The organism is Agrococcus sp. DT81.2 (assembly GCF_049844935.1).
Taxonomy (GTDB): domain Bacteria; phylum Actinomycetota; class Actinomycetes; order Actinomycetales; family Microbacteriaceae; genus Agrococcus.
This window is the reverse complement of sequence record NZ_JBNCLZ010000008.1, coordinates 15,406-37,306: the sequence shown is the minus strand read 5'-3', so window position 1 is coordinate 37,306 and position 21,901 is coordinate 15,406. Positions and strand designations below refer to the sequence as shown.

The following is a 21,901-nucleotide window of genomic DNA, read 5'->3' as shown; positions in this document are numbered from 1 at the left end:
GTGCAGCAGCTCGCCTTCTGAGCGCCGCCGGCGGAGCCGCAGCGCCCCCGGTCGAAGACCGGGGGCGCTGCGGTGATGCGGTATCAGGCGGCTGCGGTGAGGGCGCCTCGGAAGAACGCCGCGAGCTCCTCGCGGGCGCTGAGCGGCAGCACCTGCGACACGTAGTGGTCGGGTCGCACGACCACGATCGCGCCGTCGCGCGAGATGCCGCGCTCGTCGAAGATGTCCACGTCCGGGTGCTTCGCGAAGACGTTCTCGAGGTTCACGAGCTGGAACGGTCCGACGACCGGCTTGAACGCATCCGGCACGTCGTTCAGGTTCACGTCGTGGTGGCCCTGCTGGTAGATGACCCGCACGTCGAACAGCGCGCTCGAGTCGCGGCCGGCGGGCGTGTGCACCGTGACAGGGGAGTCGGGCCCGTCCAGCCACTCGGCCAGGTCGCGGACGGCCGAGGCCTCGGCGGGAGCCGCGCTGTCGGCGAAGACGTAGATGCGGTAGCGGCCGTCGGCCGTGTGGAAGTGGCCGAGCTGGCATGGGTTCGTGTCGGCGACCTTGGTGACGCGCGCCGACTTGAAGCGCTTGCCCACGGGGAAGCCGGCGGCGAGCTCTTGGTGCTCAGCCCCGCCGACGATCATCGACGGCTCGTACTGGGTCATGAACCCGGCGGGGAACTCGGCGGTGCGGGTGTAGAAGTCGGCGACCTCCTGCGGGCTGCCGAGCTCATGCGCCGGCTTCGCCATGAGCGTCGACCACTCCTTGTCGAAGTCGATGAGGTTCTGCGCGACGACCTGGCGCTCGAGGGAGTAGGTGTCGAGCAGGCGCTCGGGGGCGCGCCCGTCGAGCACGTGACCGAGCTTCCAGCCGATGTTCCAGCCGTCCTGCATCGAGACGTTCATGCCCTGGCCGGCCTTGGCGCTGTGCGTGTGGCACGCGTCGCCCGCGATGAAGACGCGGGGAGTGCGGGTGCCGCGCTCTTCGGCGACCACGTCGTCGAAGCGGTCGGTGAGACGGTGGCCGACCTCGTAGACGCTGCTCCAGGCGACGTTCTTCACGTCGAGCGTGTAGGGCGCGATGATGGCGTTCGCCTTCGCGATGATCTGGTCGATCGTGGTCTTGCGCACGTTGCCCTTGTCGTCCTCCGGCACCTCGCCGAGGTCGACGTACATGCGGAAGAGGTAGCCGCCCTCGCGGGGGATGAGCAGGATGCTGCCGACGCTCGACTGGATCGCCGACTTCGTGCGGATGTCGGGGAAGTCGGTGTTGGCGAGCACGTCCATGACGCCCCAGGCGTGGTTCGCGGACTGGCCGGCGAGGGTGCAGCCGATCGCGCTGCGCACGCCGCTGCGGGCGCCGTCGGCGCCGACGACGAACTTCGCGCGGATGACGCGCTCGACGTCCTTCTGGTCGCCGGAGGTGTGCGCGACCGTGACGCGCACCGGGTAGTCGCCCTCCTGGGTCACCTCGAGCGACTTGAACTCGTACCCGTAGTCGGGCTTCAGGCGACCGGGTGCGTTGTAGGCGGCCTCGGCGAAGTAGTCGAGCACGCGCGCCTGGTTGACGATCAGGTGCGGGAACTCGCTAACGCCGGTCGGGTCGTCGGGCGGGCTCGCGGTCTTGATGATGCGCGCCGGGTCCTCGGGGTCAGGGGTCCAGAACGCCATCTCGGTCAGGTGGTAGGCCTCGGCGGTGATGCGCTCCGCGAAGCCGAACGCCTGGAACGTCTCGACGCTGCGAGCCTGGATGCCGTCGGCCTGGCCGATCCCGAGGCGCTCCGGCCGCCGCTCGATGATGCGCACGTTGACGTCGGGGAACTGCGCGAGCTGCGCGGCCGTGATCATGCCCGCGGGGCCGGTGCCGACGATCAGCACGTCCACCTCGTCCGGCAGGTCTGCGGGTCGGTCCAGGCCGACGCCTGCGGCGGGCTGCACCCGCGGGTCGGTGGACACGTATCCGTGGTGGTGGAACTGCACGGCTGCTTCCTCACTGCTCTGTGGGGACGATCGACGTCATCGTCTGCTGGTCTGAAGGTCAGCGTGTTCTATAGATGAACACCTGCTTCAATTACTGATTACGAGCATACGGGCGCCGCCCGGCCGCGACAAGCAGGCGTCGTCGGCGGCGGTGCTCTGGGCCGCCCCCCTCGTCTCGGCGAGAGGTGATCCCGGCGCACGAGCACGAGCGGAGGCGGATGTCGCCTCGATCCGGGAGCGCACCGCTCGCCGTTCGTTCGGCACGGCGGCCTGCGATGCGCGCGCGTCGCGGGTCAGCCGGCCAGCCGCGTCGCCGGCTGCCCCTGCGACAGCACGAGCGCGATGAGCGCGAGCGTCCGCGCCCGCTCATGCACGACGTCCGCGTAGCCGAACCGCAACCAGCGGCCGCCCGCCGCGATGATCGCGCTGTTCCGACGCCGATCCTTCGCCGCCTGCTTCGGGTCGTCATGCCACTCCGAGCCGTCGGCCTCGACGTACAGCCAGCCGTCGATGAGCAGGTCGCTGTGCCCGCCGCCGGGCGCGGGCACCTGCGTCTCGACGCGCCAGCCGCGGTCTCGGCACGGCACGCGCAGCAGCGACTCCAGCCCCGAGTCCGCGCTCGCGTCGAGCTGCCGCCGCCACGAGCGGCAGCGCGCTGGCAGCAGATCGAACAGGCGGTCGAGGTCGGGCTCGCCGAGCAGCCCCTGGTGCAGCGCGCTGTCGATCGACGCGATCGCGTCCTCCCGCGGCACGCGCGCGCAGTGCTGCGCGAGGGCATCCACCACCGACACCCGCCACGGCTTCGCATCGACGGTGAAATCGCCCCAGATGCGCTGCCCGTCCTCGACGCCGGCCACGCCCGCGTGCGGGCGAGTGGCGATCTGCAGCGGGGTCGGATGCGTGACCCAGACGCCGAAGGAGCGCAGCGCCGACGCCCCACCGAGCACGCCGCGGAGCGCGAGGGCCAGCACGATGGAGGGATTCGCGTCGGGCGCCACCACCCAGCTGCGGCCGATCGGCCGCAGGTCGCCGCGATCCACGGCCAGACGGATCGCGGCGTAGGAGTGGCCGAGATCATGGAGTGCGGCGCGCGTCGTGGCGCCGCCCGCGGCGAGCATGTCGATGGTGAGGTCGCGCATCCGGCTCATGATGCGGATGCGCGGCGCGCCGTGTGCGCTTCGACGCCCGACCTGTGGACGGGGCGGCCGACCCGCGGCCCGGGCGCCGTCACGAGCGGAGGTGCCGCGCCCGCGACCGCGCTCGGATCGCCTCCGCCGGTGGCGCGAGCCCGGCAATCGCCTCGGCTCATGCCGCGGTAGCGCGCACCGGACTCACCCCGCGCAGGGGTGCCCCACAGGCGGAGCCGCAAGGGTGGCCCGGTCTGAGAGGAGACGCATCCATGCAATGCCCCAATGACGCAGCGACGCTCGTGATGAGCGAGCGCAGCGGCATCGAGATCGACTACTGCCCCGAGTGCCGCGGCATCTGGCTCGACCGCGGCGAGCTCGACAAACTCATCGAGCGCTCGGAGCAGCCGCAGCAGGGCTACGGCCGGCAGCGGCCCTACGACCAGCAGCAGCAGAACGACCAGCAGGCCTACGGCCAGCAGGCCTACGGCCAGCAGCCGTACGGCCAGCAGCCGTACGACCAGCGCTCGGGCTCGAGCGACACGGTCGGCAAGATCGCCGACAAGGTCATGCGCACGGTGCAGGAGCGCTCGAGCGGTCAGCGCGGCGCGCGCGACCAGCAGCGCCGCGGCAGCCGCGGCTGGCTCGGCGACATCCTCGGCTGAGCGTCGCCGACGTTCCGCGGGCGTGGTGGCTCAGCGCACGCGGCGCCTCAACGGGACCCCTTCCACCGTTCGGGACCTGGTGCACCAGGTCCCGATTGGTGGGAGGGGTCCCCTTCAGGCGCAGCAGTCGCAGCAGGCGCGCAATCCCACAGGCGCAGCCGAGCACGCGCTCGGCCGAGCGGGCGCTCAGTCCAGCAGGCCCAGCGTCCGCACCTGCGCGCGCTCGTCGTCGAGCTCGGCGACCGATGCGCGCACCTGCGCCTCGATGTCTGGGTCCATGGCGAGGCCCTCGACGATCGACCACTCGCCGCCAGCGGTCGTGACCGGGAACGACGACACGAGCCCCTCGGGCACGCCGTACTCACCGCGTGAGATGACCGACATCGACGTCCAGTCATCCGCCGCAGTGCCGAGCGCCCAGTCGCGCACATGGTCGATCGTGGCCGACGCCGCCGAGGCGGCCGACGAGGCGCCGCGCGCCTCGATGATCGCCGCGCCGCGGTTCGCGACGGTCGGCACGAACTCGCCCTTCACCCACTCGCGCTCGACGAGGTCGACGGCGGGCTCGCCGCCGACGGTCGCGTGCGTGATGTCGGGCACCTGCGTCGCCGAGTGGTTGCCCCACACGATCATGCGCCGCACGTCGGCGACGGCAGCGCCCGTCTTCGCCGCGAGCTGCGCGATCGCACGGTTGTGATCGAGCCGCGTGAGCGCCGAGAAGCGCTCGCGCGGGATGTCTGGCGCGGCCGCCGCGGCGATGAGCGCGTTGGTGTTCGCGGGATTGCCGGTGACGGTGATGCGGATGCCATCGGCCGCCCGCTCCTGGATCGCGCGTCCCTGCGCGGCGAAGATCGCGCCGTTCGCGGCGAGCAGGTCGCCCCGCTCCATGCCCTTCGCGCGCGGCCTCGCGCCCACGAGCAGCGCGTGGTCGGCGCCCTCGAACGCGACCGGCGCATCCGCGGTGGTGTCCACCGAGGCGAGCAGCGGGAAGGCGGCGTCCTGCAGCTCCATCACGACGCCCTCGAGCGCCGTCATGGCCTGCGGCACCTCGAGGATGCGCAGTCGCACGGGCTGATCGGGGCCGAGCATGTCGCCGGCGGCGATGCGGAACAGCAGCTGGTAGCCGATCTGGCCGGCCCCGCCGGTCACGGCGACGGTGATGGGTGCGCTCATGCCCCCATGGTGGTGCCTCAGACGTGGCCGTCGCTAGACGGTGGCATCAGAGCCGGGTCAGAGCCAGTGCCTGCGCTTGAAGACGAGGTAGAGGATGCCCGCGAAGGCCAGCATGAGCACGACCGCGAAGGGGTAGCCGAGCAGCCAGTGCAGCTCGGGCATGTGCGTGAAGTTCATGCCGTAGATGCCGGCGATGAGGGTCGGTGCGAAGAGGATCGCCGCCCACGACGTGACCTTCTTCGTCTGGTCGTTCTGCTCGATCTGCTGCTCGGTCATGGCGCGCAGCTCGTCGTTCTGCCGCTCCGCGACGCGCGCCGACGCCAGCTGCAGCATGCTCGCGAGCAGGTCGCGGTCGCCGCCCAGGCGGGTGGCGGTGCGCCGGGCGTGGTCGTCGACGTCGCGCAGGTGGCGGCGCAGCTCGAGCTCGTCGTCGCCGATGCGGGCCGCGACCCGCTCGACGACGTCGCTCATGGGGTCGGCGGCGCGCTGCAGCCCCAGCACGCGGCGCATCGTCCGGTAGATGTCGACGGTGGGCGGGTGCTCCTCGCCGAAGAAGACGTCCTCGATGCCCTCGATCTGCTCGTGCACGGCCATCGCGAGCCGCTCGTGGGCGTCGGCGGTGTCGTCGAGGATCGCGTACAGCACCGCGAGCGGCGTGAGCCGCAGGGGTGCGATGCCTCGACCCAGCCGCTCCCGCACGCGCCGGGGAGCGTCATCGCCGTGCCACGAGACCGTCACGACGCAGCGGTCGCTGACGATGACGTGCACCTCGCGGCCGACGAGCGCATCGCCGTGCCCGCCGTCCTCCACGCGGTGCACGACGCAGTACGCGGTCGTGCCGTAGGCCTCGAGCTTCGGGCGCTGCCCGCGCGAGACGACGTCCTCGACGAGCAGGTGGTGCAGGTCGAGCTCGTCCGCGACCTCGCGCAGCTCGACCTCGGTGGGGTCGACGAGGTCCACCCACGCGAACCCGTCGCGCTCGGCAGCCGTCTCGAAGACCCGGTCGAACGGCACGGCGCCGGCGACGCGCGTGCCGCCCGCCCAGACGGAGGCGTCGGCGATGGGCATGAGAGCAATGTACGTCGCCAGCGCCGCAGGGAATGCGATGCAGTGCCGCCGGGAATGCGACGCCGTACCGCCGGCGTTCGCCGTCAGGGGAGCGGACCGTGGCCCCGCGTAGACTTGGGAGATGGCCGGTCGCGGCCGACAAGCGCTGGGAGAAGGAAATGGGCAGGACGCTCGCAGAGAAGGTGTGGGACGACCACGTCGTGGTGAAGGGTGAGGACGGCGCACCCGACCTCATCTACATCGACCTCCACCTCGTGCACGAGGTGACGAGCCCGCAGGCCTTCGACGGCCTCCGCCAGGCCGGCCGTGGCCTCCGCCGCACCGACCTCACCGTCGCGACCGAGGACCACAACACGCCGACGCTCGCGATCGACAAGCCCATCCAGGACCCCACGAGCCGCAAGCAGATCGAGACGCTGCGCCAGAACGCGGCCGAGTTCGGCGTGCGGATCCACTCGCTCGGCGACAAGGAGCAGGGCATCGTGCACCTCGTCGGCCCGCAGCTCGGCCTCACGCTGCCCGGCGTCACCGTGGTCTGCGGCGACTCGCACACCTCCACGCACGGCGCGTTCGGCGCGATGGCGTTCGGCATCGGCACGAGCGAGGTCGAGCACGTCATGGCCACGCAGACGCTGCCGCTCAAGCCCTTCAAGACGATGGCCATCAACGTCGAGGGCGAGCTGCGCCCCGGCGTGACGGCGAAGGACATCATCCTCGCGGTGATCGCGAAGATCGGCACCGGCGGCGGTGCCGGCTACGTCTTCGAGTACCGCGGCAGCGCCATCCGCGCGCTCTCGATCGAGGGCCGCATGACGATCTGCAACATGTCGATCGAGGCCGGCGCGCGCGCCGGCATGGTCGCGCCCGACGAGACCACGTTCGCGTACGTCAAGGACAAGCCGCACGCGCCGAAGGGCGCCGACTGGGATGCCGCGCTCGAGTACTGGCGCACGCTCCCGACCGATGACGACGCCGTCTTCGACGCCGAGGTCACGATCGACGCGAACCTGCTCGAGCCGTTCGTCACCTGGGGCACCAACCCCGGCCAGGGCGCGTCGCTCTCGGGCGAGGTGCCCGACCCCGCATCGTTCGCGGACCCCAACGACCGCGCCGCCGCCGAGCGCGCGCTCGAGTACATGGACCTCGCTCCGGGCACGAAGCTCAAGGAGATCCCGGTCGACACCGTGTTCATCGGCTCCTGCACGAACTCCCGCATGGAGGACCTGTCGGCCGCGGCCGACATCATCCGCGGCCAGAAGAAGGCGGATGGCGTGCGCGTGCTGGTCGTGCCGGGCTCGGCCCGGGTGCGCCTCGAGGCGGAGGCCGCCGGCCTCGACAAGGTGTTCACCGACTTCGGCGCCGAGTGGCGCTTCGCCGGCTGCTCGATGTGCCTCGGCATGAACCCCGACCAGCTCGCGCCGGGCGAGCGCTGCGCGTCGACCTCGAACCGCAACTTCGAGGGCCGCCAGGGCAAGGGCGGTCGCACGCATCTCGTGTCGCCGCTCGTCGCAGCGGCGACCGCGATCCGCGGCACCCTGTCCAGCCCCTGGGACTTGCAGGCGCAGAGCTCGGACGCGCAGGACACCCAGCACGGCCAGCAGACCGAGGAGGCCTGACATGGAGCAGATCCGCACGCTGACCGGGCCGATCATCCCGCTCGAGCGCTCGAACGTCGACACCGACCAGATCATCCCCGCAGTGTTCCTCAAGCGCGTCACGAAGACGGGCTACGACGACGCCCTCTTCCACTCGTGGCGGCAGGACCCGGACTTCGTCCTCAACCAGGAGCCGTACCGGCACGGCGGCGTCCTCGTCGTCGGCCACGACTTCGGCACCGGCTCGAGCCGGGAGCACGCCGTCTGGGCGCTCCGCGACTTCGGCATCACCGCCGTGCTCGGCCCGCGCTTCGGCGAGATCTTCCGCGGCAACGCCGGCAAGCAGGGCCTGCTCGTCGGCCAGATCTCGGAGCAGGCCATGGAGGCGCTCTGGGCGGTCGCGAAGGCGAACCCGGGCGAGCCCGTCACCGTCGACCTCGAGGCGCGCACCGCGACCGCGGGCGGCGCCACGCACGACTTCCAGATCGATGACTACACTCGCTGGCGCCTGCTCGAAGGCCTCGACGACATCGCCCTGACCCTCCGAGACGAGCACGCGATCACCGCGTTCGAGTCGAACCGACCGGCGTGGATGCCCACGACGCAGCCCGTCAGGGAAGGAAACTGAGTGAACCTGACCGAGTTCTCCAAGAGCGCCGGCGCCGCCGTCGGCATGAACGTCGACCGCCTCACGGTGCGCGGCGGCAAGCCGCTGAACGGCCGCATCCAGATGAAGGGCGCGAAGAACCTGGTCACGAAGGCCATGGTCGCGGCGCTGCTGGGCGAGACGCCCAGCGAGCTGCGGAGCGTGCCCCAGATCAGCGACGTGCGCGTCGTGGAGGGCCTGCTCGAGCTGCACGGCGTCACTGTCCGCCGGGACGGCGACACGCTGCGCCTCGATCCGTCGAACGTCCGCACCGCGCACGAGACGTCGATCAACGCGCACGCCGGCTCCAGCCGCATCCCGATCCTCTTCTGCGGCCCGCTGCTGCACCAGCTGGGCGAGGCGTTCATCCCCGACCTCGGCGGCTGCCACATCGGTGACCGGCCCATCGACTTCCACCTCGAGGTGCTGCGCAACTTCGGCGCCGTCGTCGAGAAGCTGCCGAGCGGCATCCGCATGTCGGCCCCCAACGGCCTGCACGGCGCGAAGATCCAGCTGCCCTACCCCTCGGTCGGCGCGACCGAGCAGGTGCTCCTGGGTGCGGTGCGCGCGAAGGGCCGCACCGAGCTCAAGAACGCCGCCGTCGAGCCCGAGATCCTCGACCTCATCGCGATCCTGCAGAAGATGGGCGCCGAGATCCAGGTCGACACCGACCGCACCATCCGCATCGAGGGCGTCGACCGCCTCTTCGGGTACAGCCACACCGCGCTGTTCGACCGCAACGAGACCGCCTCCTGGGCGTGCGCCGCGCTCGCGACGGGCGGCGACGTCTTCCTCGAGGGCGCTCGCCAGCCCGAGATGACCACGTTCCTCAACGTCTTCCGCAAGGCCGGCGGCGCGTTCGAGATCGAGGACGACGGCATCCGCTTCTGGCACCCGGGCGGTGACCTCAAGCCGGTCGTGGTCGAGACGGATGTGCACCCCGGCTTCATGACGGACTGGCAGCAGCCGCTCGTCGTGGCGCTCGCGAAGGCCAACGGCATCTCGATCGTGCACGAGACGGTCTACGAGCAGCGCTTCGGCTTCACCGAGGCGCTCGTCGAGATGGGTGCGCGCATCCAGATCCACACCGACTGCCTCGGCAGCCACGCGTGCCGCTTCGGTGCCCGCAACTACCAGCACTCCGCGGTCATCGCCGGACCCGTGCAGCTGCACGGCGCCGACGTCGTCGTGCCCGACCTGCGCGGCGGCTTCAGCCACCTCGTGGCCGCGCTCACGGCCGAGGGCACGAGCCGCATCTCGAACGTCGGGATCATCGCCCGCGGCTACGAGCGCTTCATCGAGAAGCTCGAGACGTTGGGTGCCGACTTCGACGTGGAGGGCTGATGACGCTGCCCGGCAGGCCGCCGATCGAGGAGCGCGTGCCCGTCTACCGCGGGCTCGCGGCCGTCGTCCTCCCGGCGGTCGCCGCGATGGCGAAGCTCTCGATCCGCGGCAACGAGCACGTGCCGGCCAAGGGTGCCTTCGTGCTGTCGCCGAACCACTACAGCGAGATCGACCCGGTCATCATGGCCGTCGCGATCTACAAGTCCGGCCGCATCCCCCGCTTCATGGCCAAGGCGAGCCTGTTCAAGGTCCCGGTCGTCGGGCGCATCCTCGCGGCTGCCGGCCAGATCCCCGTGGAGCGCGCCGGTCGCTCGTCCCACGGCGCGCCGATGCAGGCAGCGCGTCAGGTCGTGCGCGATGAGCTGGGCGTGATCATCTACCCGGAGGGCTCGCTCACGCGCGATCCCGACCTGTGGCCGATGCGCGGGAAGACCGGCGCGGTGCGCATGGCGCTCGAGGCCGGTGTGCCGCTCATCCCGGCCGCGCACTGGGGCACGCAGCACCTCATGCCGCGCTACGGCAAGACGATCCACCCGTTCCCGCGGAAGCGGATCGACATCCTCTTCGGCCCGCCCCTCGACCTCAGCGACTTCGCCGGCCGCACCGACCAGGCCGCGATGAACGAGGCGACCGACCGGCTGATGGCCGCGATCGCCGGGCTGCTCGGCGAGCTGCGCGGCCAGACGCCGCCGACGGAGCGCTGGGACCCCTCGGCCGCGGGCCAGTCCGAGATCGGGCGATTCGAGGACGACGGGCAGCCGGGTGGCTGACGTCGCGGTGCTCGGTGCCGGCAGCTGGGGCACGACATTCGCGAAGGCACTCGCCGACGGCGGCGCGGACACCATCCTCTGGGCACGCCGCCCCGAGGCGGCGCGCGAGATCGACGAGTCCCGCCGCAACACGCGCTACCTCCCCGGCATCACGCTCCCTGCGTCGCTGCACGCGACGAGCGACATCCGCGCGGCCCTCGAGGGCGCATCCCAGGTGTACCTCGCCGTGCCGAGCCAACAGCTGCGGCAGCTGCTGCGCGAGCACGGCGGCGCGATCGAGGCAGACGCGCCCGTCGTGAGCCTCATGAAGGGCGTCGAGGCCGGGACGCGGCTGCGCATGAGCGAGGTGATCGCGCAGGAGCTGCACATCGACGCGGGTCGCATCGCCGTCGTCTCGGGGCCCAACCTCGCGCTCGAGATCGCGCAGGAGCAGCCGACCGCCGCGGTGGTCTCGTCGACGAGCCCGATGACGGCGCGCGACGTCGCGAAGCGCGCGCGCAACGACTACTTCCACTCGTTCATCAACACCGACGTCATCGGCACCGAGTTCGGCGGCGTGCTGAAGAACCTCGTCGCGCTCGCGATCGGCATCGTCGACGGTGTCGGCCACGGCGAGAACACGAAGGCGTCGATCATCACGCGCGGCCTCGCCGAGGTCACCGACTTCGCCGTCGCGCACGGCGCCGAGCGCGAGACGCTGCGCGGGCTCGCCGGCCTCGGCGACCTCATCGCGACGTGCGGCTCGCCGCTGTCGCGCAACTTCACCGCGGGCCGGCTGCTCGGCATGGGCTACTCGCGCACCGACGTCATCGCCCGCATGGAGCAGGTGGCCGAGGGACTCGCATCCGTCGACCCGGTGGCGCAGCTCGCGGAGGCCGCAGGGGTGCGGATGCCCATCCTCGAGCAGGTGCGGCTGGTGCTCGACGGAGCGATGGACCCGCGCGACATCGCGCCCCACCTGACGACCGACGACGAGCCGATCGAGGAGTAGGACCGTGCCCGACCCCCAGCCAGGAGCCGCGCAGCGGATCCGCGTCGCCGTGCTCTTCGGCGGCCGCTCGAGCGAGCACTCCATCTCGTGCGCGACCGCCGGGAGCGTGCTGCGGCACCTCGACCGGGAGCGCTTCGAGCCCGTCGTGATCGGCATCACGCCCGAGGGCGCGTGGACGCTGTGGGACGGCGACCCCGCCGACCTGACGCTCGAGGCGATGCCGGTCGTCGCCGACAACGGCACCCGCGTGCGGCTGCCGCAGGTCGCGGGGGAGCGGGAGCTGAGCGTGCAGGACGAGGGCGGCGAGCGTGCCGTGCCCGTCGACATCGTGTTCCCGATCCTGCACGGCCCGTTCGGCGAGGACGGCACGATCCAGGGCGCGCTCGAGCTCGCAGCCCTGCCCTATGTCGGCAACGGCGTGCTCGCGAGCGCGGTCGGCATGGACAAGCACTACACGAAGACGGTGCTCGAGCACGCCGGCATCCGCGTGGCGCCGTGGATGACCGTCTCGCGCGGCGAGTGGCTGCGCGACCCGGACGCCGTGCGCTCGCGGCTGGGCGACTTCCCGCTGCCGGTGTTCGTGAAGCCCGCGCGCGCCGGCTCGTCCGTCGGCGTGAGCCGCGTCGGGTCGGTGCTCGAGTTCGACCGGGCGATGGCGGTCGCGCTCGCCGAGGACTCCCGCGCGCTCGTCGAGGTGGGCGTCGTCGGCCGCGAGGTCGAGCTCGGCGTGCTCTCGGGTCGCGCCGGCGAGCTGCCGCGCGCGTCGCTCCCCGGCGAGATCGAGCTCGACGAAGGCCGCTTCTACGACTTCGACCTCAAGTACCTCGGCGGCGAGGGCGCGCGCGTCGTGTGCCCGGCGCCGTTCGACGACGAGACGCTCGCGGCGCTGCAGCACACCGCGATCCGCGCGTTCGACGCCATCGAGGGCACGGGCCTCGCCCGCGTCGACTTCTTCGTCTCGCCCGAGCACGGCATCGTCGTGAACGAGATCAACACCATGCCCGGCTTCACGTCGATCTCGATGTTCCCCGTGCTGTGGGAGGCGACCGGCATCGGCTACGCCGACCTCATCACCGAGCTCATCGAGCTGGGCATGCAGGAGGAGCGGTAGCCGGCGTGCTGCTGACCGTCGGCCACGGCCGGCTCGACGGGGATGCGCTCCGGTCGCTGCTGACGGACGCGGGGGTCGAGCTCGTGGTCGACATCCGCCGCTTCCCGGGCAGCCGAGCCAACCCGGCGGCCGCGCGCGACGCGATCGCGGCGGAGCTCGCCGCCGGCGGCATCGACTGGCGCTGGGAGGAGCGGCTGGGCGGCAGGCGGCGCTTGAGCCGCGCAGACGACGACGCCTCGCCCGACGGCTGGTGGCGCGTCGACGCGTTCCGCGCCTACGCCGCGTGGACGCGCACCGACGAGTTCGCGGAGGGGCTCGCGTCGGTGCTCGCGGACGCGTCGGCTCGGCGCACCGCGGTGATGTGCTCGGAGTCCGTCTGGTGGCGCTGCCACCGACGGGTCGTCGCCGACGTCGCGGCCGTCGCGCACGGCGTCGAGGTGCAGCACCTCATGCACGACGGCTCGCTGCGGCCGCATGCGCCGAGCGAGACGGCGACCGTCGTCGACGGCGCCGTGGTCTGGCCTCCAACCGCTAGCGAGCCCGCTCCGCCGGAGTGACGGTGGGCGCGGCGCCCGTCCTCGAGCCTCGGGGCGGTCGGCCGCCGCCCACCCGCGTGAGCGCGACGCCGGTCAGGCAGATGAGCCCGCCGAGCAGCGCGAGCGGCGGCGGGACCTCCGCGAGGAGCGCCCATGCCATGCCGGTCGCGAGCACCGGCACGAGGTACGACGTGATCGCGAGCCGGCCGGCCGGCATCCGTTGCAGCGCGTAGGCCCACGCGAGGAACGCCACGGCCGTCGGCACGACGCCGAGGTAGACGAGGCCGGTCGTGGCGGCAGGGGGAGCGGCCGCGAGCTGGTCGACGAGCGATCCGGCCCACGGCAGGCTGCCCACGACACCGACGACCACGCCGATGAGCGTGATCTGCAGCCCCGGCAGGCTGCGCAGCAGCGGCTTCTGCAGCAGCACCGCCAGCGCGTAGGTCACGGCCGCGACGAGCGCGAGCACGACGCCGATGAGGCTCAGCGAGCCGGTCGCCGTCGCGAGGCCGATGAGCGCGATGCCGCCGAAGGCGATGATCGCGCCGATGATGAGCCAGCGCGGGAAGCCCTCGCCGAGCGCGACGCCCGCCACCAGGGCGACGATGAGCGGCGCGACGTTGACGAGCAGCGCGGCGGTGCCCGGGTCGAGCAGGTGCTCGGATGCGTTGAGCGCGAGATTGTAGACGAGGAACCACGAGACGCCGAAGGCGAGGAGCAGCAGCCACTGCTTGCGCGTCGGCCGCACCCAGGCGCCGCGCACGGCTTGCGCGGCACCGAGCACGAGTGCGGCGACCACCAGCCGGCCGAGCGTGAGCGATCCTGGATCGAAGTCGTCGGCGATCGCGCGGATCACCACGAACGCGGACGCCCACGCGACGAGCGCGATCGCGATGGCGGCGACGACGGTCGCGCGGGCGCGGAGCGGGGCCGGGGCCGGGAGCGGGGCCGGGAGCGGGGCAGGTGTCACCTCGCGAGCCTACGGTCGCCCGCGGACGGCCACGAGCGGCGCAGCCGCCGCGCATCGGCAAGATCCCGCCAGCGCGCCCCGTTCGCCCGGCGCGCTCGGCCCTGCACGCTCAGCGCTGCGCGAGCGCAGGATCGAGCAGCCAGCTGTCGACGCCGCCGCGCAGCCACTCCTGCAGCATCGCGTTGAAGCGATCGACGTCCTCGACGTTCCACACGTGATGCATGCCCGGCGCGACGCGCGTCTCCGCCTGCGGCACGGTGCGCCGGAGCGCGGCGAGCGAGCGGCGCATGACGGCCGGCTCCTTTGCGCCCGCGACCAGCAGCATCCGCCCCGGGTAGGCGTCGAGGCTGTCGGGCATGCCGCCGGCGTAGACCTCGGTCAGCATCGCCTCGGCGGTGTCGCGCCGGATCGAGACGCCGTGGTCGACGTAGGGCGCGTGCGAGTCGGCGGGGAGGCCGAACGCGACCGCCTGCGCCTTCCAGAACCAGCGGCGATGCCAGAGGGCGAGCTGCAGCGCGGAGGTGGCCCGGGCCGCGCCGCCGACCCGCTCGACCGCAGCGCCGCTCGCGAGCACCGCGGCGACGAGGTCGGGGTGGCGGGCGGCGAGGTGCAGCGCGACGACGCCGCCGAGCGACAGGCCCACGACGTCGACCGTCGCGGCGTCACCGGTGAGGCCGCGGATGCGCGCGGCGACGTCGTCGGCCGCTCCCGCGAGGCCCGGCCAGCGCTCGTCGACCCGGGCGCCGAAGCCGGGCAGGTGCGGCGTGAGCGCGAGCCGGTCGAGGACGGCGGGCAGCTGCGGCTCCCACATCCAGTTGGCGACGTTGCCGCCGTGGAGGAATACGACGGGTCGGTGGTCGCCCGCCACGGCCGGCGGGTGCGTCTCGGGGAAGTGGATCATCGCAGCTGCGCCTCGAGGTCGTCGAGCCACTCGAGCTCGGTGCGCACGTGACGGATGCCGTGGTCGAGCGTGGCGAGCCGCATGCGCTGGCCCCGTGTCTCGGCGGGAGGCGTCGTGGCGCGGATGCCGTCGTAGATGGCGAGCTGCTCGCGCGCCGCCGTCCGGCGCCGCTCGACGAGCGTCACGACCTCGGCGTAATCGAGCGCGTCGGCGAGGAAGATGCGGGCGAGGAACGGCTCGCGCTCGGGCTGGCGGTCGAGGTCGGAGCGCAGCCATGCGACGAGCGCATCGCGCCCCGCGTCGGTGAGGTGGTGCTCCTGGCGGTCGGGGGCGTTCGTGCCGGGAACGACCGTGACGCTCGCGAGGCCCTGCTCGACGAGCGCAGCCAGCGTGCGGTAGATCTGCGCCTTGTCGGCCGACCAGAGGTGCGCGACGGTCGAGTCGAAGTGGCGCTTGAGGTCGGAGCCCGTCATGGGCGCGATCGCCAGCATGCCGAGGATGATGCGGGAGAGGATCACGGCGCTAGTCGACCATGCGACTAGTAGACTTGTCAACTACTGCGCATCTGGACGGCGAGCCTGCCAGGATGCCGAGATGAGCGAAGAGGCCAAGGAGACGCTGGTCCGGTACCTCCACGCGCAGCAGGATGCGCTGCGCTGGAAGCTCGAGGGGGTCTCCGAGCGCGACGCACGGATGCCGATGACGCCGACCGGCACGAACCTGCTGGGGCTCGTGAAGCACGTCGCGTCGGTGGCGTCGGAGTACTTCGGCCACTGCATCGGCCGGCCGTTCCCAGAGCACCTCGCGTGGACCGACGAGGACGCCGAGGACAACGCCGACATGTGGGCCGGGCCCGACGAGTCCCTCGAGTCGGTGCTGGGGCTCTGGGACCGGGTCTGGGCGCATGCCGATGCCGGGTTCGCGGAGCTCCCGCTCAACGCGCCCGCGCACGTGCCGTGGTGGCAGCAGGGCGACACGACGCTGCACCGCCTGATCGTGCACATGATCGCCGAGGTCGGTCGGCACGCCGGGCACGCCGACATCGTGCGCGAGGCGATCGACGGGGCGGCCGGCCTGCGGGACGGCGTCTCGAACCTGCCCGAGCAGGACGCCGAGTGGTGGGCCGCCTACGTGGAGCGGCTGCGCGCGACCGCCGAGGCGGCGAGCGACTGAGGTCGCCCGCCGCTCGGGCCGTCAGAGTCCGTGCGGGTTCTCCGGGTCGGTGCCCTCGGCGGGGTCAGCCTTGGGGTCCTCCACCGGGTCCGTGTCGCCCTGGCCTGCGGTGTCGCCCATCAGCGCCTCGGCCTCGCCCTGATCGCCGTAGCCGCCGACCACCGCGTCGTCCTGGCTCGCGTGGTCGTGCCCGGCCTGCGGGTTCGCTGCCTGCTCGTGCTCCTGCTCGTTCCCATGGTGCATGGCGTTGCCTCCGTCTCAGCGGCGCCGTCGCCGCACACGCTCGACCGTACGCCGCGCGGTCATGGCTCGCCACCGCATCCGCCGGATGCGTCGACGCGCTCACGCCCTCATGCGCTGACGGCCATGCGCCCCTTCGCCGCGTCGATGCGCTCCGCCGCGAGCGCCTCGGCAGCCGCGAGCGGCGTGACGCCGCGCTCCCGGGCGCTCGCGAGCACCCCGCGCAGCGTGTCGCCGATGCCCGTGAGGCGCTCGGCGATCGCCGGCCACTGGAGGCCGTCGGCGATGCCCTGCAGGTGGATGACGCCGCCGGCGTTCACGACGAAGTCGGGCGCGTAGACGATGCCGCGGGCCGCGAGGCGCTCGGCGCCGGAGTGCTCGGCGAGCGGATTGTTGGCGGGGCCGACGACCGCCCTCACGGGCAGCCGGTCGATCACCGCATCGGTGAGGATGCCGCCGAGCCCCGCGGGCACGAGCACGTCAGCCGGGGTGGTGAGCGCCGCGTCGGGGGCGATCCAGCGCGCGCCGAGCTCGTCGGCGAGCTGGCGCTTGCGCTCGTCGATGTCGGTGACGAAGAGCGTGGCGCCGTGGCCGGCGAGCATGCGGGCGAGCCGTCCGCCCACCTGGCCGAGCCCCGAGATCACGAACGAGCGGTCCTCGATGCGGTCGGAGCCGAACGCCTCCTCGAGCGTCGGTGCGATCGCCGAGTAGACGCCGAGCGCGGTCGCGCCCGCGGGCTCGCCGGCGCCGCCGCTCTCGGCGGGGAGACCGACGACGTGCTCGGTGCGCTCGCGGACGACGAGCATGTCGTGCTCGGTCGTGCCGACGTCCTCGGCGGTGCGGTACAGGCCACCGAGCGACTCGACCATGTCGCCGAGGTCGAGCAGCGCGGCGTGGCGGAGGTCGGAGTCGATGGGGATGCCGAGGGGCAGCGCGATCACCGACTTGCCACCGCCCGCGTCGAGTCCGGCGGCTGCGTTCTTGAGGGTCATCGCGGCCGAGAGGCGGAGCGCATCCGCCTGCGCGTCGGCCCACGTCGGGTACGTCCACATGCGGCAACCGCCGAGCGCCGGCCCGAGCACGCTCGAATGAAGTGCGACGGTGATGACGAGACCGCTCCTCGCGCCCATCGACGTCAGGACGCGTTCGTGCGAGAACTCGGGGATGGCGCTCATGGCAGCTCTCCTCAATGCAAGCGCGCCGCGGATCTCACGGCGCTGTGAGTTGGTGCCGCGGGTCGCGCGGCTTGCCGCCGATCTTGCTCCGAATGCGCGATGCGCGCAAGCGGCTCGCGTGGGATTGCGCGCCGTGCGCAACGGCACGCTCGTGCAGGGCTGGTGGATGCGCATCCCGACCGACGCGCGCGGTCGCCCCTCGACGTCACCGTGCTCGCGAGCGCGCCCGCAGGTCATCGATCAGCGGGACGATCGCGAACGCGAGCAGGAGGAACGCGGTCGGCACCACCGTGAGGAAGCCGATCGCGCCATATGCCAATGCGCCGACGAGGCCGCCGACGAAGAAGGCGCAGACGAGCAGCGAGTGGAGCGCCAGTCGATGGAGGTCGGGTCGCACGGGGTCGGGGTCGTCGCGCCGCTTGAGATAGACGAGCTTGCCGAGCTCGATGCCGATGTCGGTGATCATGCCGGTCACATGCGTCGTGCGGATCTGCGCGTTCGAGATCTTCGTGATGATCGCGTTCTGTAGGCCCATCGTGAGACCGAGCAGCCCGATGAGCGCCCAGCCGCGATCGGCGGTCGAGAGCTGCTCGGCGACGAGGCCGATGAGCAGCACGAGCACCGCCTCGACGAGCAGCACGTTCGCGTACCGGCTGCGCAGCCCGCGCCGGCGGCCCCAGTTGAACAGCAGCGCGCACGCGGCGGCGCCCACGACGAAGGAGGCGATGCCGACGATGCAGAGCAGCGCCACGTCGAGGGCGCCCGCAGCCAGGGTGTCGGCGAGCATCGCTGTCAGGCCCGTCATGTGCGAGGTGTAGAGGGCGATCGCCATGAAGCCGACGGAGTTGACGATGCCGGCCGTCAAGGCGAGCAGGACCGCGAGGTCGCGGTTCGAGTGCACGGTGCGGTCGGGGCCTGCGAGCCCTCGCAGGTGCGCACCGATGCGAGCGCCGAGGCCCACGGGCGCCTCGAGGCCGTCAGTGGATGCCATGGCCCCGAGGCTAGTGCGGCGCCTCGGCTGCGCCGGGCCCGCTCAGCGGAGGGTGCGCCCGTGCCCGTCCTCATCGCCGCTGTCGCGGTCGAGCCCCTCGCCCTCGACGACGATCTCCTCGCGCTGCACCGGCACCTGGATGGTCTGCATCTCGGTGACGACGCGGCGGCGGATGCGCGGCGCCCCTGTCGCGCCACCCACGGTGCCGCTCGACCCGCGCGTGTCATCGGCATCGCGGCGGTCGTCGTGCGCGTCCGCGTCGCGGCGGTCGTCGTGCGCGTCCGGGTCGCGGCGGTCGTCGATGCCGTCGCCGTCGCGGTCCTGGCCCCGGTCCGCGTCCGGATGCCCATCCGCCTCCGTCTGCCTGCCGGCATCCGCCATCGCGCCCGCCTGCTGCGCCGGCGGCTGCACGCCGTAGTAGCGGTAGAGCTCCGCCTCCTGCGCGACGGTCAGGTCAGACGCATCGTCGATGCGCGGAGCGTCGTGCACGAACGCCTTCTCGTACGGCACGGTCAGCTCGTCGCCGCGCTCGGTCGCGCCCTCGATCGGCACGAACGACTCGTGCGCGCCGAACAGCCCGGTGTGCACCGTCAGCCACGTGGGCTGATCGGTGCCCTCGAGCACGAAGACCTGCCCGACCTTGCCGATCTTGCGACCATCGCTGCCGTAGACGTCGCGGCCGGCGAGCGCGTCGATGTTGCCCTGGAACGTCACGATGTACCTCCATCGGTGCGGTTCCCTCGCTGCGCGGCGCTGCGGGCGCGCGGCCCACGCGCCCAGCGAGGGCGGCTGATGCCTGTCGCGAACGTATGCCCGCTTCCTGAGCGCGCCATCACAGCGGCGCGACCGCGTCAGGCGATGCGGAACCCGCGGTCGCCGCGCGGCTCGAGATCATCGGCGTCGACCCGCTCGACGCGAGCCGAGGGCGGGCCGTGCTCGAGCCAGGCGCCCATCGCGGCCACCGCATCCGCCGTGCCCTCGATCTCCGCCTCGACGGTGCCGTCGAAGCGGTTGCGCACGCTGCCCGCGACGCCGAGGCGCTCGGCCTCGGCGCTCGCGGCCCAGCGGAAGCCGACGCCCTGCACGCTGCCTTGCACGACGAACCGGCGACGGATGCGGTCGGTCGTCAGCGCTGCTCCCGCGGCTGCTCGGCGTTGGGCTCGTCGCCCGCATCCTGCACCTGCTGCGGCTGCTCTGCGTCGAAGCCCTCGCGGCGCGGCTCCTCGGCGCGCTCGTGCAGCAGGCCGTCGCCGTGCACGGCCTCGCCGGTGCGCGTGTCGACGCCGGCGCCGGCCTGGCCCTCCGACGCGTCGAACTCGTTGTGACGGGAGTCGAACGAGTCGGCGCTCCCTGTGCCGGCCGGGGGTGCCTGCTGGTACGTCTGGTCGTCCTCACGGTTGTCGTGCTCGGGCGTGGTGTCCTGGCCGAGCCTGTCGTCGCCGCGCTCGGGCTGGTTCGCCTGGTCGGGCTGGTCTGCGCCTCGGTAGACGGGGTCGCCTTCGCGGCTGTCGTGCTGCGGGTTGTCGTCGTTCCTGGCCATGATCGCTCCTCAACCTGCGCCCGGGCGGCGCTGTGGCACCACGCTACGGCTGCTGCCTGGAGGTGAACAGAGCATCGCGCAAGCGGCTGCACCCCGCCGGCAACTCGCGTCTGGTGCTCGGCGCGAATGCGGCGGAGGATGCGCCCAGGAGGTGCCGAGATGGTGCAGTACACGGATGCGTTCAGCGGGTTCGCCGTGCCCGACTTGGATGTCGCGCGGTCGTTCTACGGCGATGTGCTCGGGCTCGAGGTGGGGGAGGAGATGGGGCAGCTCGCGCTCACGCTGCCGGGCGGCTCGCGGGTGTTCGTCTACCAGAAGGACGACCATCAGCCCGCCGTCTTCACGATCCTCAACTTCGTCGTCGGCGACATCGAGGCGGCGGTCGACGAGATGGCTGGCAAGGGCGTGCGCTTCGAGTTCTACGACGGCTTCGATCAGGATGCGCGCGGCATCTCGCGCGGCATGGGCGTGGAGATCGCCTGGTTCACCGACCCGGCGGGCAACATCGTCGGACTGATCGGCAATGAGATCACCTGAGCGCTCCCACCCGCCGGTTGAGCCCGCACCCGCCGGTTGAGTCCCCACCCGCCGGTCGAGCCCCGACCCGCCGGTTGAGCCGCTCCGCGCGCGAAGCGCGCTGAGCGTGTCGAAACCACCCTTCCCCGCCGGTTGAGCCGCTCCGCGCGCGAAGCGCGCTGAGCGTGTCGAAACCGGATCGTTCGCTCATGGCAGCCTGCGCGCGGTCGAGCCCGCGGCCGGCCGTCGCGCTGTCGCCGCCCGAGACCGCCGCGAGAGGGTCGGCGCGCCGCCGGTAGGCTGATCTGTTGTGGCACTCACGATCGGCATCGTCGGACTCCCCAACGTGGGCAAGTCGACCCTCTTCAACGCTCTCACCAAGAACACCGTGCTCGCGGCGAACTACCCGTTCGCCACGATCGAGCCGAACATCGGGGTGGTCGAGCTGCCGGACGCGCGCCTGGCGCGCCTCGCCGAGATCCACGGCTCGCAGCGCATCCTGCCCGCCGCGGTGTCGTTCGTCGACATCGCCGGCATCGTCAAGGGCGCGAGCGAGGGCGAGGGCCTCGGCAACAAGTTCCTCGCGAACATCCGTGAGGCGGATGCGATCGCTCAGGTCGTGCGCGGATTCGGCGACAGCGATGTCGTGCACGTCGAGGGCACGGTCGACCCCTCCTCCGACATGGAGACGATCAACACCGAGCTGATGCTCGCCGACATGCAGACGCTCGAGAAGGCGATCCCGCGGCTCGAGAAGGAGCTGAAGGGCAAGAAGGTCGACGCGTCCGTGCTCGCCGCGGCCGTCGAGGCGAACGAGATCCTAAACTCCGGGCGCACGTTGACGCAGGCGGGCTTCGACACGACGCCCATCAAGGAGCTCGGGCTGCTCACCGCGAAGCCGGTGCTGTTCGTCTTCAACGTCGACGAGGACGTGTTGTCGGATGCCGACAGGAAGGCCGAGCTCGCGGCGCTCGTCGCGCCTGCGAAGGCCGTCTTCCTCGACGCGAAGGTCGAGTCGGAGCTCGTCGACCTCGAGCCGGCGGAGGCGCTCGAGCTGCTGCAGTCGCTGGGCCAGGAGGAGTCGGGCCTCGACCAGCTCGCGCGCATCGGCTTCGAGACGCTCGGCCTGCAGACCTACCTGACGGCGGGCCCGAAGGAATCGCGCGCCTGGACGATCCGCAAGGGCTGGACCGCTCCGCAGGCGGCCGGCGTCATCCACACCGACTTCGAGCGCGGCTTCATCAAGGCGGAGGTCGTGTCGTTCGCCGACCTCGACGCCGCCGGCTCGATGGCCGAGGCGAAGGCCGCCGGCCGCGTGCGCATCGAGGGCAAGGACTACGTGATGGCTGACGGGGACGTCGTGGAGTTCCGCTTCAACGTGTGACGGGGGCGCGTCCTA

At 72.1% G+C, this 21,901-nt stretch carries 24 protein-coding genes; 11 read left to right on the top strand and 13 right to left on the bottom strand.

What is annotated here, in order from left to right:
- Positions 1 to 83: 83 nt before the first annotated feature.
- Positions 84 to 1,970 (bottom strand): FAD-binding monooxygenase, encoded by a 1,887-nt coding sequence (locus ACLQ21_RS13970; RefSeq protein ID WP_425664570.1) that lies wholly within the window; start codon positions 1,968 to 1,970, stop codon positions 84 to 86.
- Positions 1,971 to 2,263: 293 nt separating this feature from the next.
- Positions 2,264 to 3,109, bottom strand: a complete 846-nt coding sequence (locus tag ACLQ21_RS13965) for an endonuclease domain-containing protein (protein ID WP_425664569.1) — start codon at positions 3,107 to 3,109, stop codon at positions 2,264 to 2,266.
- Between the two features lie 293 nt (positions 3,110 to 3,402).
- Between ACLQ21_RS13965 and ACLQ21_RS13960 the strand changes: the two genes are divergently transcribed.
- Positions 3,403 to 3,762, top strand: coding sequence for a zf-TFIIB domain-containing protein (locus tag ACLQ21_RS13960; protein WP_425664568.1), 360 nt, complete (start codon positions 3,403 to 3,405; stop codon positions 3,760 to 3,762).
- 186 nt (positions 3,763 to 3,948) lie between these two features.
- Here the strand turns inward: ACLQ21_RS13960 and ACLQ21_RS13955 are convergent, their stop codons facing one another.
- Both ACLQ21_RS13955 and ACLQ21_RS13950 read right to left on the bottom strand, forming a co-directional pair.
- Positions 3,949 to 4,935, bottom strand: coding sequence for a malate dehydrogenase (locus tag ACLQ21_RS13955; RefSeq protein WP_425664567.1), 987 nt, complete (start codon positions 4,933 to 4,935; stop codon positions 3,949 to 3,951).
- Between the two features lie 57 nt (positions 4,936 to 4,992).
- Complete coding sequence (locus ACLQ21_RS13950; protein ID WP_425664566.1) at positions 4,993 to 6,003, bottom strand: magnesium and cobalt transport protein CorA; 1,011 nt, start codon at positions 6,001 to 6,003, stop codon at positions 4,993 to 4,995.
- A 158-nt stretch (positions 6,004 to 6,161) separates the two neighbouring features.
- On the opposite strand from ACLQ21_RS13950, the gene leuC reads away from it, so the two are divergent.
- The 7 genes from leuC to ACLQ21_RS13915 are packed head-to-tail and all read left to right on the top strand — an operon-like array spanning position 6,162 to position 13,017.
- Positions 6,162 to 7,619 carry a 3-isopropylmalate dehydratase large subunit gene (gene leuC / locus ACLQ21_RS13945; protein WP_425664565.1) on the top strand — a complete coding sequence of 486 codons (1,458 nt, stop codon included), beginning with the start codon at positions 6,162 to 6,164 and terminating at the stop codon, positions 7,617 to 7,619.
- 1 nt (position 7,620) lies between these two features.
- The gene (leuD, locus tag ACLQ21_RS13940; RefSeq protein WP_425664564.1) at positions 7,621 to 8,226 is read left to right on the top strand and encodes a 3-isopropylmalate dehydratase small subunit; all 606 of its coding nucleotides are present in this window, start codon (positions 7,621 to 7,623) and stop codon (positions 8,224 to 8,226) included.
- 45 nt (positions 8,227 to 8,271) lie between these two features.
- Positions 8,272 to 9,588: a UDP-N-acetylglucosamine 1-carboxyvinyltransferase gene (gene murA / locus ACLQ21_RS13935; RefSeq protein WP_425664633.1), complete on the top strand. Its 1,317-nt coding sequence runs from the start codon at positions 8,272 to 8,274 to the stop codon at positions 9,586 to 9,588.
- The gene (locus tag ACLQ21_RS13930) at positions 9,588 to 10,358 is read left to right on the top strand and encodes a lysophospholipid acyltransferase family protein (RefSeq protein WP_425664563.1); all 771 of its coding nucleotides are present in this window, start codon (positions 9,588 to 9,590) and stop codon (positions 10,356 to 10,358) included. Before murA ends, ACLQ21_RS13930 begins: the two co-directional genes overlap by 1 nt.
- Complete coding sequence (locus tag ACLQ21_RS13925; protein WP_425664562.1) at positions 10,351 to 11,349, top strand: NAD(P)H-dependent glycerol-3-phosphate dehydrogenase; 999 nt, start codon at positions 10,351 to 10,353, stop codon at positions 11,347 to 11,349. Before ACLQ21_RS13930 ends, ACLQ21_RS13925 begins: the two co-directional genes overlap by 8 nt.
- 4 nt (positions 11,350 to 11,353) lie before the next feature.
- A complete protein-coding gene (locus ACLQ21_RS13920; protein WP_425664561.1) occupies positions 11,354 to 12,460 on the top strand; it encodes a D-alanine--D-alanine ligase family protein in 1,107 nt (368 codons plus the stop codon).
- Between the two features lie 5 nt (positions 12,461 to 12,465).
- On the top strand, positions 12,466 to 13,017 hold the full coding sequence (locus ACLQ21_RS13915) for a DUF488 family protein (protein ID WP_425664560.1): 552 nt from the start codon (positions 12,466 to 12,468) through the stop codon (positions 13,015 to 13,017).
- Here ACLQ21_RS13915 and ACLQ21_RS13910 read toward each other — a convergent pair.
- The 3 genes from ACLQ21_RS13910 to ACLQ21_RS13900 form a co-directional block, all read right to left on the bottom strand.
- Positions 12,992 to 13,966, bottom strand: a complete 975-nt coding sequence (locus tag ACLQ21_RS13910; protein ID WP_425664559.1) for a DMT family transporter — start codon at positions 13,964 to 13,966, stop codon at positions 12,992 to 12,994. The two genes, ACLQ21_RS13915 and ACLQ21_RS13910, sit on opposite strands and share 26 nt — an antisense overlap.
- Before the next feature lie 109 nt (positions 13,967 to 14,075).
- Entirely contained in the window at positions 14,076 to 14,867 is a 792-nt protein-coding gene (locus ACLQ21_RS13905; protein ID WP_425664558.1) for an alpha/beta fold hydrolase, read from the bottom strand.
- Positions 14,864 to 15,385, bottom strand: a complete 522-nt coding sequence (locus tag ACLQ21_RS13900; protein WP_425664557.1) for a PadR family transcriptional regulator — start codon at positions 15,383 to 15,385, stop codon at positions 14,864 to 14,866. Before ACLQ21_RS13900 ends, ACLQ21_RS13905 begins: the two co-directional genes overlap by 4 nt.
- Positions 15,386 to 15,461: 76 nt before the next feature.
- Here ACLQ21_RS13900 and ACLQ21_RS13895 point away from each other — a divergent pair, with 76 nt between their 5' ends.
- Entirely contained in the window at positions 15,462 to 16,040 is a 579-nt protein-coding gene (locus ACLQ21_RS13895; RefSeq protein ID WP_425664556.1) for a DinB family protein, read from the top strand.
- 21 nt (positions 16,041 to 16,061) lie between these two features.
- Here ACLQ21_RS13895 and ACLQ21_RS13890 read toward each other — a convergent pair whose 3' ends face one another.
- The 6 genes from ACLQ21_RS13890 to ACLQ21_RS13865 form a co-directional block, all read right to left on the bottom strand.
- Positions 16,062 to 16,283 carry a hypothetical protein gene (locus tag ACLQ21_RS13890; RefSeq protein ID WP_425664555.1) on the bottom strand — a complete coding sequence of 74 codons (222 nt, stop codon included), beginning with the start codon at positions 16,281 to 16,283 and terminating at the stop codon, positions 16,062 to 16,064.
- 107 nt (positions 16,284 to 16,390) lie between these two features.
- On the bottom strand, positions 16,391 to 17,455 hold the full coding sequence (locus tag ACLQ21_RS13885) for a Glu/Leu/Phe/Val dehydrogenase dimerization domain-containing protein (protein WP_425664554.1): 1,065 nt from the start codon (positions 17,453 to 17,455) through the stop codon (positions 16,391 to 16,393).
- A gap of 205 nt (positions 17,456 to 17,660) precedes the next feature.
- The gene (locus tag ACLQ21_RS13880) at positions 17,661 to 18,446 is read right to left on the bottom strand and encodes a YoaK family protein (protein WP_425664553.1); all 786 of its coding nucleotides are present in this window, start codon (positions 18,444 to 18,446) and stop codon (positions 17,661 to 17,663) included.
- 42 nt (positions 18,447 to 18,488) lie between these two features.
- The gene (locus tag ACLQ21_RS13875; RefSeq protein ID WP_425664552.1) at positions 18,489 to 19,160 is read right to left on the bottom strand and encodes a PRC-barrel domain-containing protein; all 672 of its coding nucleotides are present in this window, start codon (positions 19,158 to 19,160) and stop codon (positions 18,489 to 18,491) included.
- Positions 19,161 to 19,297: 137 nt separating this feature from the next.
- On the bottom strand, positions 19,298 to 19,543 hold the full coding sequence (locus tag ACLQ21_RS13870) for an acylphosphatase (protein WP_425664551.1): 246 nt from the start codon (positions 19,541 to 19,543) through the stop codon (positions 19,298 to 19,300).
- A gap of 29 nt (positions 19,544 to 19,572) precedes the next feature.
- Positions 19,573 to 19,986: a hypothetical protein gene (locus ACLQ21_RS13865; protein ID WP_425664550.1), complete on the bottom strand. Its 414-nt coding sequence runs from the start codon at positions 19,984 to 19,986 to the stop codon at positions 19,573 to 19,575.
- Positions 19,987 to 20,145: 159 nt separating this feature from the next.
- On the opposite strand from ACLQ21_RS13865, the gene ACLQ21_RS13860 reads away from it, so the two are divergent.
- Together ACLQ21_RS13860 and ychF are read left to right on the top strand one after the other, a co-directional pair.
- The gene (locus ACLQ21_RS13860) at positions 20,146 to 20,523 is read left to right on the top strand and encodes a VOC family protein (RefSeq protein ID WP_425664549.1); all 378 of its coding nucleotides are present in this window, start codon (positions 20,146 to 20,148) and stop codon (positions 20,521 to 20,523) included.
- A gap of 289 nt (positions 20,524 to 20,812) precedes the next feature.
- Entirely contained in the window at positions 20,813 to 21,886 is a 1,074-nt protein-coding gene (gene ychF, locus ACLQ21_RS13855) for a redox-regulated ATPase YchF (protein WP_425664548.1), read from the top strand.
- Positions 21,887 to 21,901 lie beyond the last annotated feature (15 nt).